Annotated in this window: 10 protein-coding genes, 3 pseudogenes and 1 other annotated feature; of the genes and pseudogenes, 9 read left to right on the top strand and 4 right to left on the bottom strand. The window is 57.7% G+C overall.

Annotation, left to right across the window (positions count from 1 at the left end; translation table 11 throughout):
• The first annotated feature begins 131 nt into the window (after positions 1-131).
• From ACE4QZ_RS13290 to tnpC, 3 genes are all read left to right on the top strand, one after another.
• Entirely contained in the window at positions 132-1,010 is an 879-nt protein-coding gene (locus ACE4QZ_RS13290; protein ID WP_410480452.1) for a universal stress protein, read from the top strand.
• 133 nt (positions 1,011-1,143) lie between these two features.
• Complete coding sequence (locus ACE4QZ_RS13285; protein WP_023082813.1) at positions 1,144-4,149, top strand: Tn3 family transposase; 3,006 nt, start codon at positions 1,144-1,146, stop codon at positions 4,147-4,149.
• Between the two features lie 8 nt (positions 4,150-4,157).
• Complete coding sequence (gene tnpC / locus ACE4QZ_RS13280; protein WP_010953865.1) at positions 4,158-4,520, top strand: Tn3 family transposase post-transcriptional regulator TnpC; 363 nt, start codon at positions 4,158-4,160, stop codon at positions 4,518-4,520.
• Positions 4,521-4,665: 145 nt separating this feature from the next.
• On the opposite strand, the pseudogene ACE4QZ_RS13275 reads toward tnpC, so the two are convergent.
• From ACE4QZ_RS13275 to mreA, 3 genes and pseudogenes are all read right to left on the bottom strand, one after another.
• A pseudogene (locus ACE4QZ_RS13275) lies at positions 4,666-5,076 on the bottom strand (YqaA family protein); the annotation flags it as partial.
• A 4-nt stretch (positions 5,077-5,080) separates the two neighbouring features.
• Complete coding sequence (gene mrdH, locus ACE4QZ_RS13270; protein ID WP_010953868.1) at positions 5,081-6,214, bottom strand: Ni(II)/Co(II) efflux transporter permease subunit MrdH; 1,134 nt, start codon at positions 6,212-6,214, stop codon at positions 5,081-5,083.
• A 10-nt stretch (positions 6,215-6,224) separates the two neighbouring features.
• Positions 6,225-6,512 (bottom strand): metal-sensing transcriptional repressor MreA, encoded by a 288-nt coding sequence (gene mreA, locus ACE4QZ_RS13265; protein WP_010953869.1) that lies wholly within the window; start codon positions 6,510-6,512, stop codon positions 6,225-6,227.
• Between the two features lie 118 nt (positions 6,513-6,630).
• On the opposite strand from mreA, the gene ACE4QZ_RS13260 reads away from it, so the two are divergent.
• Complete coding sequence (locus ACE4QZ_RS13260; RefSeq protein WP_010953870.1) at positions 6,631-6,990, top strand: hypothetical protein; 360 nt, start codon at positions 6,631-6,633, stop codon at positions 6,988-6,990.
• Between the two features lie 47 nt (positions 6,991-7,037).
• A complete protein-coding gene (locus ACE4QZ_RS13255) occupies positions 7,038-7,166 on the top strand; it encodes a hypothetical protein (protein WP_023082812.1) in 129 nt (42 codons plus the stop codon).
• A 115-nt stretch (positions 7,167-7,281) separates the two neighbouring features.
• Here the strand turns inward: ACE4QZ_RS13255 and ACE4QZ_RS13250 are convergent, their stop codons facing one another.
• Entirely contained in the window at positions 7,282-8,319 is a 1,038-nt protein-coding gene (locus ACE4QZ_RS13250) for an IS5 family transposase (RefSeq protein WP_023082810.1), read from the bottom strand.
• Positions 8,320-8,459: 140 nt separating this feature from the next.
• Between ACE4QZ_RS13250 and ACE4QZ_RS13245 the strand changes: the two genes are divergently transcribed.
• The 4 genes and pseudogenes from ACE4QZ_RS13245 (at position 8,460) to ACE4QZ_RS13230 (ending at position 12,226) form a co-directional block, all read left to right on the top strand.
• Positions 8,460-8,846, top strand: a complete 387-nt coding sequence (locus ACE4QZ_RS13245) for a diacylglycerol kinase (RefSeq protein WP_031297681.1) — start codon at positions 8,460-8,462, stop codon at positions 8,844-8,846.
• A gap of 34 nt (positions 8,847-8,880) precedes the next feature.
• Positions 8,881-10,530, top strand: a pseudogene (locus ACE4QZ_RS13240) (LTA synthase family protein); the annotation flags it as partial.
• Positions 10,531-10,598: 68 nt separating this feature from the next.
• Positions 10,599-10,960 (top strand): annotated as a pseudogene (locus tag ACE4QZ_RS13235) (transposase); the annotation flags it as partial.
• Between the two features lie 52 nt (positions 10,961-11,012).
• A protein-coding gene (locus ACE4QZ_RS13230; protein ID WP_088171445.1) for an IS3 family transposase occupies positions 11,013-12,226 on the top strand; the annotation gives its coding sequence in 2 pieces (ribosomal slippage) (positions 11,013-11,283 and positions 11,283-12,226; 1,215 coding nt in all).
• Positions 11,282-11,398 (top strand) — a sequence feature (AL1L pseudoknot). It overlaps the preceding gene by 117 nt.
• Positions 12,227-12,235: the final 9 nt, after the last annotated feature.

Raw genomic sequence — 12,235 nt, 5'->3', positions numbered from 1 at the left:
TAGAGCAACGCTCAGCACTACCAGGTGCGAGGTGGCGTCTGGGAGCCTTGATATTTATCAAAAACGAACCTGCACCTGCTTCGATAATGACAATCGCATGCAACCCAACAGCCGCGCCGGGGAGGTGTCCCATGAAGCCGTATCGCCGGATTCTGCTAATCATGACCGAGGCCCGTGCCAATGCCGCGCTGCCCCGGGCCATGGCATTGTCTGCGGCGTCGGGGGCGAGCTTGCAAGTACTGGGTATCCACGAATCGGGTGAACTGCGCCTGCGTCATGAATTGCAGGAGGACTCGCTACCTTCGGTCTCATTCGTGCACTTCAGCACCGAACTCAAAGCGCTGCTGGATGAGCATCAATTCGTTGGGGCTCGGCCAGGTTTCGAGGCCGTAGAAACCTCCAATCCGCGCGATGAACTGCCAGCCTGCATTGCCCGCTACGCACCTGATCTGGTGATCAAGGACTGCCCGGGCCATTCCCTGCTCGACCAGATAGCCCGGACCTCGCTAGACCAAGTGTTGCTGCATGGAAGTGAGACGCCGTTGCTGTTCGTACCGGCGGATGCCCCAGCCATCCCCCAGAACATTCTGGTCGCAGTGGATGTCGCCAACCCGTCGCCACACAACGACGCCCTCAACCATGCCTTGGTCGCGGCAGGTCAGCAACTGGCGACTCAATGCAAGGGCCAGTTGCACTTGCTCTCGGCTTACGACCTGCCCATCGCCATGTTGGCCAACCCTGACCTTGCCGGCCCCTGGGCGAACCAGTTACGCGAGTCACTGCAGTTGCCTTTCGATGCGTTGGCCGATGCACATGGCGTTGCCCATACGCAACGGCATTTCAGCGAAGGCGCGCCCCTGCGCGTGATCAAGTCCTACATCGCCACGCTGAAGATCGATGTGGTGGTGGTCGGCGTTGTGCAGGCCAGGCGTTGGGCCAAGGTGATCGGCGATACCACCGAGCGGCTTGTAAGCCATGCACCGTGCAGTATCGGGGTTATGCCGAGATAAGGCAAAAATTAGGACATTCGTTCTGTAAATATATGATTTAAAAGGTTATTCGAGAGGCCGTGGCTTGCTGGTCATCCACCGTCTGGCTAGCCGTCTATGCTGATGCTTTTGCCTCGCTTGGGGGATGTGTTCAATGGCATCGGTGGAAAGAACAGCCTACCCTATCTTGCCCAGTCAGCTACCGGCCAAGGAGCTTCATCGAAGCTATTCCCTGTCTGATTCAGAGATCGAATGGGTCAACAACACCGCTAAGAGTCCAGCGCTCTCGATTGGGCTGGCAATCCAGTTAAAGGTGTTTCAGCAGCTGCACTATTTCGTTCCGTTCGAGGAGCTTCCTCAGGAACTCATCAGTCATGTCCGGCAATGCCTCCGCTACGGCGCACGAATAGCTCCACGCTATAGCAATCCCCGCACCCTTTACCGGCACCAAGCAGCGGTACGGCAGTACCTGCAGGTTACCCCCTTCTACAGCAGCGACGGGCTAGCGGTCACTGAGCAGATCGCACGTGACTGCGCTGTAGTTCTTGAGCAGCGAGTCGATCTCATCAATGCCATGCTTGATGAGCTGATTCAGCGTGGCTATGAGCTTCCGGCTTATTCGACGCTCAACAACCTCGCAGAAACCGCCTTGGCGAGTGCCCAGGAAGTTACCTTCAACCTAGTCGTGACTCGAGCGCCAATCGAGGTGATCTACAAGCTGAAGGAGCTGCTCGACACCGACTTCGGCCGGCGCCAGAGCGATTTCAATGCGCTGAAACAGGCACCCAAGAAGCCATCTCGCAAGCACCTGGAGGTGCTGATCGACCACTTGGCCTGGCTAGAGAGCTTCGGGGACCTGGAGGCCATCTTTGAGGGGATCGTCGATGCCAAGATTCGCCACTTTGCTGCCCAAGCCGCGGCGGCGGACGTCTCCGAGCTGAAGGACTGCTCGCTGCCGAAGCGCCACACGCTGATGCTGGCCTTGATATATCGAATGCGTGTGCGAACTCGGGACCACCTGGCCGAGATGTTCATCCGGCGGATTTCGACGATCCATAAACGCGCCAAGGAGGAGCTGGAACAAATCCAGGCGCGACAACGCCAGAAGCTGGAGCAGTTGGCGGCGACCCTGGACGGCGTGGTGCAGATTCTGGTTCAAGAACCGGATGACCAGGAAGCTGGCAGCCTGATTCGGGAATACCTCTCCCCTGATGGCAATCTGGATCGGTTGCGTGAGACTTGCGCCGAAGTCCAAGCTACCGGCGGTAATAACTACCTGCCGTTGATCTGGAAGCACTTCAGGTCCCATCGCTCGCTGTTGTTCCGTCTCAGTCACCTTCTCCAACTGGAGCCCACGACTCAGGATCGGTCGCTGACTCAGGCACTTCAACTGATCCAGGACAGCGAGAATCTACACCGCGAATGGATCGACGAGCACGTCGATTTGTCGTTTGCGTCGGAGCGCTGGGTCAAGGTCGTTCGTCGCCCTTCGAGTGAGGGGCCACCGACCAACCGGCGCTATCTGGAAGTTTGCGTTTTCTCCTACCTGGCCAGCGAGCTGCGATCCGGCGACATGTGCGTACAAGGGTCGGTATCCTTCGCCGACTATCGCAAGCAGTTGCTACCCTGGGAGGAATGTCTCCAGCGACTACCGGCCTACTGCGAAAAGATGGGGCTGCCTGGCACAGCGAAGGAGTTTGTTGCCTCTCTCAAGACCCAGTTGGAGGAAACCGCGCAACAACTGGACGAGAAATTCCCATCATGCCGAGGGGACGTATCGATTAACGAAGCTGGAGAACCGGTGTTGCGCCGAGTAGCGGCGCGGGACATCCCCCCTTCGGCCATCTCGCTGCAGACGGCGCTTATGCAGCGCATGCCGGCCAGGCATGTGCTCGATATCATGGCTAACATCGAGCATTGGATTCAGTTCACGCGGCATTTCGGGCCCATGTCCGGTAACGAGCCGAAGCTCAAAGAGCCTGCCGAGCGCTACCTGATGACGATCTTCGCCATGGGCTGCAACCTAGGCCCTAGCCAGGCTGCACGGCATCTGACCGGTAATGTCACGCCACACATGCTGTCCTATACGAATCGCCGTCACCTCTCGCTGGAAAAACTGGACAAGGCTAACCGCGAGTTGGTGGAACTCTACCTTCAACTTGATCTGCCCAAGCTCTGGGGCGATGGCAAGGCGGTGGCTGCGGACGGCACGCAGTTCGACTTCTATGATGACAACCTGCTGGCCGGCTACCACTTTCGCTACCGCAAAATGGGAGCCGTGGCCTATCGGCACGTGGCCAACAACTACATCGCCGTGTTCCAGCACTTCATCCCGCCGGGCATCTGGGAGGCGATCTACGTGATCGAGGGGCTGCTCAAGGCTGATCTCAGCGTCGAGGCTGACACGGTGTACTCCGATACCCAAGGGCAGTCGGCCACGGTGTTTGCCTTCACCCATCTGTTGGGCATCAATCTGATGCCACGTATTCGCAACTGGCGCGACCTGGTGATGTGCCGGCCGGATCGCGGTGCTTCGTACAAGCATATCAACCGCCTGTTCACCGACACTGCCGACTGGAACTTGATCGAAACCCACTGGCAGGATCTGATGCAGGTCGCATTGTCGATCCAGGCCGGCAAGATTTCCTCGCCCATGCTGCTGCGCAAACTCGGCTCCTACAGCCGGCGCAACAAGCTCTACCATGCGGCTCAGGCACTGGGCAGCGTGATCCGTACGATCTTCTTGCTCAACTGGATCGGCAGTCGCGAGTTGCGCCAGGAGGTCACCGCGAACACCAACAAGATCGAGTCCTACAACGGTTTCTCCAAGTGGTTATCTTTCGGCGGCGATGTGATTGCTGAAAACGATCCGGACGAGCAGCAGAAACGGCTGCGCTACAACGACATGGTGGCCTCGTCGGTGATCCTGCAGAACACTGTGGACATGATGCGCATCCTGCATAAACTGGCCCGCGAGGGCTGGCAGTTCACCGATGAGGACGTGTCGTTCCTCAGCCCCTACCTGACCAGCAACGTCAAGCGCTTCGGTGAGTTCAACCTCAAGCTCAATAGGCCACCGGAGCCCTGGATCAAGGACTCGGTATTCCAACAGGCCGCCGGCTCGCTTCGAGCCAACACGGCCAGCAAGACCGGTGCCTAGGAGGCAACATGATCGAGATCCCTCCCGCGACTTTTCGAGTCACACCCTACGGAGAAGTGGATGGTGTAGCACTGGACAAGCTGCGAGCCAGCTTCGACACCTCCCAGCTTCTGCGACTGGTTGACCAATTCGATGCCTGTCTGGCTGAGTTAGGTGGAGTTGTGGCTGTCCGAGATGAGCTGCTGAAGCTTCATGCGATGGCCCTAACCCTTGTAGAGGGTGTGCCACTGACAGTACCTACTGAGAATGCCTGCATCTGGACGGAGGCTGAGTCGCTGCAACAGAATCTCGAGACCCTCGCTGGGTGGGTGCGCTCTGCTCAAGCTGGAATAATCCCCTTGGTCAATCTAGCGCCCGACCACGAACAGTAAGCACTTGGGAGAGTGCCTATATTGTAAATGCGCAGGCTTGAGGAAAGACCATCTCTTGCCGGATTAAATCTTCGACAGCGGCAATCCAATACTTATCGAGCGACCAGCCGAAGAACTTGACCTGTCTCACCCGAGCGTCAGGGGCCAGCACCAGATGGCGAGTGGCCTTGGCCAGCGTTACGATCAACAGTAAGCTCCAAAAGGGTTCCCGCAGGACGCCAGCCACTACTGTGAGTGGATCACCAATAATATGTACCCAGCTGATCAGCAGCGACCAGCGCCCGAAGCGGTGATAAGCCTGCTGGGTCTTTTCCAGTTTTTCTTCGCTGACGGGAAACCAGCGTTTGTGTCGGTAGTGTTCGATAAAACGGCCCAACAGCCAGTTCAGTGCTTAGCCCAGTACATTGCCCGTGGTCGCCACGGCCAGCCGTGTCCAGGCGGCATAGGGGTCGGTCAGCAGCAAGCCGACCAGCACCGCTTCCGGCTGCATGGGCAGCAGCGTGGCGGCACCGAAGGCGGCGAGGAACAGGCCGAAATAGCCGGATAACTCGCACATCAGGCTAGGCGTTCAGGCCGATCCAGCCATGGACACCCACGTAAATCCCCACACCGATGATCAATAGGCTGGACAGGTACGGAGCGCGACGCGCCACAGCACCAAGCCAGGGCCAGCGATTGGACGCCTGGCGTGCTCCGATAGCGGCGGCAGCACCAACGGTAACCAGGGTGATGGCCAGGCCAATGCTGAAGCACAACACCAGCACGGCTCCCAGCGCGACTTCCTTCACTTGTAGGCAGAGCAGCAGCACGGTGATCGCTGCCGGGCAAGGAATCAGCCCGCCCGTCAAACCGAACAGGATGATCTGGCCCGTGGTGACGTTGCGATTGCTAAAGCGCTTGCGGATATCGTTGGCATGCGCCCGCTCATGGGCATCCTGGTAGCCCTCCAACGACAGCTCCAGGCCCTCCAGTTCTGCATGATCATGGCCATGACCGTGGCCGTGCTCGTGGAACTCCAGATCATAGTCGTGAGAATGACCGGCATGGCCGAGGCTCAGGCGCGCTGTGAATTCGTGGGGTTCGGGAATCTCGTCCACTGACTCCAGGTAGTCACCTCGGTCGACGAAGCGAAACTGCTGGGCCAGGCCATCGGGGCGGGTCGTCAGCAGGCTCATTTCAGCTGCCGACCAGGCATGGCCAGTCAAGATATTCAGTCGCCAGCGCGGAGGGACGCCCTCTTCGAAGATCGACAGTTCGATGCGCCCATGCCCGGTGTCGATGCGCTGCATTTCATCGTGGTGGTGATAGTCATGCTGAAGATCATCGCCTTCCTCGAAGCGCCACATCTGCTCGCCACGCCAGGTGCGCCAAAGCATCCACAGGGCGATGGTGATAATTATGGCGGCGGACGCAAGCTGGAAATACGGCTCGGTGGTTTCGGCATTCAGGTTCTGCCCCAGGTACATGCCGGCCATGGCCACCAGCCAAACCACTGCGGTGTGGGAAAGCGTTGAGGCCAGTCCCAGCAGAACAGCCTGCTTCACCGTGCCGCGAATGGCCACGATAAACGCCGCCATCATGGTTTTCGAATGCCCTGGCTCTAGGCCATGCAAGGCTCCCAGCAGGATGGCACTGGGGAAGTACAACCAGGCCTGCGAGGCTCCCTGTTGCAGCAGTTCAGCGAAGCTCGACATGGGAAAAGGCCTAGAGGTACTTAGTGATTTGCTTGAAGTCTTCGAGCGATGCGCGTTCACCTGTCGCGAGTGCTTCGACGGTGTGTTCCAGGCAGTGATCGATATGGTCTTGGATAAGCACACGCTTGGCCTGGCAGACGGCTTTTTCCACGGCATGCAGTTGCTGAGCGATGTCGACGCAGGCCCGGCTGTCTTCGATCATGCTGACGATGCTGCGCAGGTGGCCCTCCGCACGCTTCAACCTTTTGATGATATCGCTATGACTTTGGTGCTGATGGCCGTGTTCGTGATCGCTCATGCCTTGAGTCTCATGCATCGATGAATTACGCTCGCATCCTATCCCCCTGGGGGGGATATGGTCAAACCAACTACCCCTTCAGAACAACCATCCGCTTAGGCATCAAAAGAAACACGACATGCTCAGCAACCCCATCAGCACTAAGGTGATTTTTGCCCTTGCTCTGGCCATCTTGATAGCCTGGGCCGGGCACACCTCTGCGCTCTTTATGGGTTCGAGTCAGCCAGTCGGGAGTGGCAACAATGGCGCACATTCGCATACCCATGGTGACGAGGCGCTCGCCTGTGCTGCATACGGGGATCACTGCCACTCACCGCTGACCGCCGACCATGTGCATGAAACACCGCACCTGACCACGCTGCTCAGCATCAGCACGCTGCCTGAACGTACGCAGCCGATACCCGCCCCTCGTTACTCCATTCCTCCAAGCCCGATCTTCCTGATTGAACGGCCACCGCGCGCCACATTCGTGCTCTGACATAGGCTGCTGTGCGGCCCAAGACCCCTTTAACTCAGGACTCAACCATGGATTCGTTATCCATGAGCGCAATGGGCGCATTTGTCGTGCGTCCGAATCGCTCGTTATTACTGCTGCTGTTGTTTATGGGCACCTCGAATAACGCGAGGTTTTCAGTGAATCCGACCGCCAAATGATGGCCATGATCGAATTCGGTTCGATTTCTGCGGCGAATCACCGCTTTCTGGGCGGTGTCGCCCCGTTTTTCTTCCGAATCGCCCTCTGCAGCGGCGATTCGGCCCACTCCGGGCGTCAGAAGGCCTTGATTCCCGCCTTCTGGAAGTACACCAGCCGCTTCAAGTTGTAGCAGGCCGCCATCATCGTCATCGCAAAGTTCGCGCGCCCCTGTCCGATGGTACGGATCAACTTGCCGCCCATCTGCTCGATGCTCGCGAACACGTGCTCCACTCGGGCACGCGTCTTGGCGATGCGGTGGTTGCGCCGTTGCTGACACTCGGAAAGGGGCTTGTTGCGGTACCCCTTCCTCTGGATCTGATTACGATAGCCGTGATCCTTGAGCCAGCCCTCCCGGTCTGCGCTGGTGTGGCCTCGGTCCGCATAGACATCGCGGCTCGTGTTGCTCCGGTCGATGAGCGCATCGAAGTGCTTGCTGTCATGGACGCTGGCCGTATCAGTCTCGAATTTGCGGATGATCTTGTACTTCTTGTCCACGTTGACCGAGAGCTTGTAGCCGAAGTGGTTCTTGCCGTGCTTCTGCGTCCAGGTGGCATCCGTATCCTTCTGGCGCCGTTTGGCTGGCTTCCAGTTAGCCGGCATCGCGCCTTCCCTGACCAGCTTGTTCTCCTCACGGCTGTTACGTTGCTTGGGAGCAGGCACCAGCGTGGCATCGACGATTTGGCCGCCGCGGGCGATGAATCCGTGCCGGAGCAGTTGGGCCGTGACACCGTCGAACAGGACCTTCGCGCCGGCGTCGCCGATGCGGTTCTCGAACGTCCACACGGTCGTTCGATCCGGAATATTGACCGCGCTGGCCAACCCGCAGAATCGCTTGTAGCTCATCCGGTCAAGCAACTGGTACTCCATCTGTTCATCCGACAGGTTGTACAGCCGCTTGAGCACCAGAATCCGCACCATCGTCTCCGTCGGATACGGCGGGCGACCGCCTTGAGGGCTGACAGGGCGCGGCGCTACCCGATCGACTTCCGCCGCAAGTGCCGCGAAATCGATGTACGACTCGATCTGGGCCAGCGGATCTCCAAGCGTGTCGATCTTCTTCCGATGATGTTCGTCAGCGAACAGGTCCGTCTTGATGGCAGTGCGCTTCTTCATGGCTGGTGTCAGAGAACGAAATCAGGACAACGCAATTTTACCAATCGCAGGGGGCCGAGGTTTTTCGAGGTGCCCTTTATCCACCAGGCCTATCAGCAAGCGCTGAACGACCCTGCTGGAGTGTTGCAGCCATGAGCAACATGCCACAGAGCGACGAATTGGATGCCCTCTCGTTGAAAGGCCGCAGTGGCTTTACCCGCATTATTTATGCCACTAGATACTCGCTGGCAGGCTTGCGGGCAGCGTTTCAAGGCGAAGCCGCTTTCAGGCAGCTGCTGTTATTAAATGCAGTGCTTCTGCCGCTGGCTTGTCTGGTGGATGCAACGCCCAGTGAGCGCGTGTTACTGATACTCGTGCCGATGCTGGCGTTGATAGTGGAGCTACTCAACTCAGCCATAGAGAGCACTGTTGACCGTATTTCCCTGAGCATCCACCCACTGTCTAAACAAGCCAAGGATATGGGAAGTGCGGCGCAACTCATTGCACTGATACTGATTGCCCTTACTTGGGGTTTGATCCTGTTATAGCTCCCCATTCTTAAATTATAAAAGGCTACCCATTATGCCTCCCCGCATACCAGCGTCCGCTGATGCCTCCAATGCGAAAGAAAAACTTGGCCTTAGCGAACACCTGGCCTCCCTTTTTGGCAGTGCAGCGCTGTTAGTAGCTTTGCTGACCCTGTTACGCGTGGCCCTATTACTTTTCAACCGAGAGCTGATTGGAGCTACCGCGTGGACCAGCCTGGCAGAAGCGTTTTTTAATGGCCTGCGTTTCGACTTGCGCTTAGTGGTCTATATCTGCGCACCACTGACCCTGGCATTGGCATATCGCCCGGCAATGGTCTGCCGGACATGGCAACGCATTTGGCTGGGGACTTGCGCAGCGGTAGCTATCCTGCTCGGCATGATTGAACTGAACTTCTATCGAGAGTTTCATCAGCGTCTCAACGCATTGGTCTTTCAATATTTGCAAGAAGACCCGGCAACTGTGCTGAGCATGCTCTGGTATGGCTTTCCAGTGCTGCGCCTACTGGGTGCCTGGCTGGCGTTGAGCGCTCTCTTTTTCGTACTGCTGGGTTGGCTGGATATACGCACTCGTGGCAAGGGCCGCTCAACCGTCGAGTCGCGCCGAACAATGAATAAGCTCGGTCATGGTATGGCGCTGCTGCTTTGTCTGGCTATATCGGTCGTTGTGGCGCGAGGTACTTTGCGGCAAGGGCCGCCACTACGCTGGGGGGATGCATTTACCACAGACTCAATGTTTGCCAACCACCTAGGCCTCAATGGCACCTTGAGCCTTTATGCCGCGGCCAAGAACCACTACTCAGGTGATCGCGCCGACAAGGTTTGGAAGAGCCGCATGCCCGCAGATCAAGCGACGACCCTGACACGCGATCTCTTATTCACCGAACACGACCGCCTAGCAGACCAGAACACAGCAGCGATCCGCCGCGATTTCCAGCCCCCACAAGACAGGCGCCTGCCGATCCGCAATGTCGTAGTGATTCTGATGGAGAGTTTTGCTGGGCACTTTGTTGGCGCGCTCGGCAGCGAAGCTGGCATCACACCGAACTTCGACCGACTGGCTCAGGAGGGTGTGCTGTTTCGCCGCTTCTTCGCTAATGGCACCCATACCCATCAAGGCATGTTTGCCAGCATGGCCTGTTTCCCAAATTTACCCGGTTTCGAGTACTTGATGCAGACTCCGGAAGGAGGCCACCAATTCTCCGGTCTGGCTCAGTTGCTTAGCACTCGCGACTTCGACGATCTGTATGTCTACAACGGCGATTTTGCCTGGGATAACCAACGTGGCTTTTTCAGCAACCAGGGCATGACACGGTTTATCGGTCGTAATGACTTTGTTGACCCCGTGGTATCTGACCCGACATGGGGAGTGGCTGACCAGGATATGTTTGATCGCGCTGCAGAAGAACTGTTCAAGCAAGACCCGAAGAAACCCTTCTATGCACTCCTGCAAACGCTTTCAAACCATACGCCTTACGCGCTGCCAGGTGTGTTGCCTGTTGAGCCCGTGACAGGGCAAGGTTCGCTTGATCAGCACCTGACAGCTATGCGTTATTCTGACTGGGCTCTGGGACGATTTTTTGAAAAGGCTCGTAAAGCGCCTTATTTCAAAGACACCCTATTCGTGGTCGTGGGTGACCATGGCTTTGGTGCTCAAGAGCAGTTAACCGAGATGGATCTGTACCGGTAATCCCCCCTGAAATCAGCCCTCGTCAGAAGTAGAATTTTCTCCTAATCGGATCAAGGAAATTTTGCGTGAAGACATCGCGTTTTTCGGACAGCCAGATCATCGCCATCCTCAAGCAGGCTGAAGCCGGCAGCCCAGTTCCGGCGCTGTGCCGCGAGCATGGCATCAGTTCGGCGACCTTCTACAAGTGGCGTGCCAAGTTCGGCGGCATGGATGCATCATTGATGACCAGGCTGCGTGAACTGGAAGAGGAGAACCGTCGGCTCAAGAAGATGTACGCCGAGGAGCGCCTCAAGGCCGAGATCATCCAGGAGGCCATGGCAAAAAAGTGGTAAAGCCATCTCAGCGGCGCGAGATGGCGCAGCAGGCGGTTCGTTCAGGCAAAGCCAGTATCAAATTAGCGTGCCTGTCGTTTGGTATCAGCACGACTGAACCGCCCCGGGTTTCGCGGAGGCTCCACCCTTTGAGAGAATGGAGCCCATATGAGCAAGCACACCAAATTTTCCCCTGAAGTCCGTGACCGGGCCATCCGTATGGTTTATGAGGTCCGGGAGTCCCGCACATCGCAGTGGGCCGCCATTGAGGCCGTGGCCAGCAAGATCGGCTGCACCGCCCAGACGTTGAGCAGTTGGATTCGGAAGGCGGCTGCGCCTGCGGCCCCCTCCGCCTCGGGCACTGATGCCCGCGTCAAGGAACTGGAGCGCGAGGTTCGTGAGCTCAAGCGAGCCAACGAAATCCTCAAGGTCGCCAGCGCTTTTTCCGCCCAGGCGGAGCTCGACCGCCGTTTGAAGTGATCTGGCAGCTGATCGACAAGCACCGGCAAAGCTTTGGAGTCGAGCCACTGTGCCGCGTGTTGCAAGTGTCTCCATCGGCTTACCGGCGCCATGCTGCACGGCTACGTGACCGCTCACGACGCTCCGCCCGAGCGATCCGTGACGAGGAACTTGCTGTACAAATTCACCGTGTCTGGCAGGAAAACTACGAGGTCTACGGGGCTAGGAAAGTCTGGCGGCAGATGCATCGCGAACACCAGGTGGTTGCGCGCTGCACAGTGGAACGGTTGATGCGTGAAATGGGGCTCTGCGGCGTAACGCGGGGCAAAACGGTGAAAACCACACAACCCGATCCTGACAATGCCAATCCCAGGGATCTGGTAAAGCGCCAGTTCACGGCCGAACGTCCCAATCAGCTCTGGGTCGCCGATTTCACATTCGTTTCAACCTGGCAGGGATTTGCTTATGTGGCGTTCATCGTCGATGTCTACTCACGGTTTATCGTAGGCTGGCGTGTCAGCCGACACATGCGCACAGAGTTTGTTCTGGATGCTCTGGAACAGGCGCTTCACACTCGTCGGCCTGAGCCCCACCGGCTGGTTCATCACAGCGATAGGGGCTCGCAATATCTGTCGATTCGCTACAGCGAGCGGCTGGGCGAAGCTGGCATCGAACCCTCGGTTGGCAATACCGGTGACAGCTACGACAACGCACTGGCAGAGACCATCAACGGCCTCTACAAGACCGAACTGATCCATAAGCGAGGGCCGTGGAAAAGCGTAGACAGTCTGGAGTGGGAAACGCTGAAGTGGGTGACCTGGTTCAACCATCAGCGCCTGCTGGAGCCAATTGGAAATAGGCCACCGGCCGAGTTTGAGGCACTATATGAACAGAGTCAGGCAACCATATCGGTTGCTGCCTGACTCAAACAA

The sequence above is a fragment of the Pseudomonas sp. DCA-1 genome, from assembly GCF_046523955.1.
GTDB classification, from domain to species: domain Bacteria; phylum Pseudomonadota; class Gammaproteobacteria; order Pseudomonadales; family Pseudomonadaceae; genus Aquipseudomonas; species Aquipseudomonas putida_Y.
The sequence above is the reverse complement of the archived record's forward strand: the minus strand, read 5'-3'. Positions and strand labels throughout refer to the sequence as shown.

What these genes read in the sequence shown, in the direction of transcription:
- ACE4QZ_RS13290 (WP_410480452.1), top strand. Translation starts at nt 132, where the DNA reads ATGAAGCCGTATCGCCGGATTCTGCTAATCATGACCGAGGCCCGTGCC.
- ACE4QZ_RS13285 (WP_023082813.1), top strand. Translation starts at nt 1,144, where the DNA reads ATGGCATCGGTGGAAAGAACAGCCTACCCTATCTTGCCCAGTCAGCTA.
- tnpC (WP_010953865.1), top strand. Translation starts at nt 4,158, where the DNA reads ATGATCGAGATCCCTCCCGCGACTTTTCGAGTCACACCCTACGGAGAA.
- mrdH (WP_010953868.1), bottom strand. Translation starts at nt 6,214, where the DNA reads ATGTCGAGCTTCGCTGAACTGCTGCAACAGGGAGCCTCGCAGGCCTGG.
- mreA (WP_010953869.1), bottom strand. Translation starts at nt 6,512, where the DNA reads ATGAGCGATCACGAACACGGCCATCAGCACCAAAGTCATAGCGATATC.
- ACE4QZ_RS13260 (WP_010953870.1), top strand. Translation starts at nt 6,631, where the DNA reads ATGCTCAGCAACCCCATCAGCACTAAGGTGATTTTTGCCCTTGCTCTG.
- ACE4QZ_RS13255 (WP_023082812.1), top strand. Translation starts at nt 7,038, where the DNA reads ATGGATTCGTTATCCATGAGCGCAATGGGCGCATTTGTCGTGCGTCCG.
- ACE4QZ_RS13250 (WP_023082810.1), bottom strand. Translation starts at nt 8,319, where the DNA reads ATGAAGAAGCGCACTGCCATCAAGACGGACCTGTTCGCTGACGAACAT.
- ACE4QZ_RS13245 (WP_031297681.1), top strand. Translation starts at nt 8,460, where the DNA reads ATGCCACAGAGCGACGAATTGGATGCCCTCTCGTTGAAAGGCCGCAGT.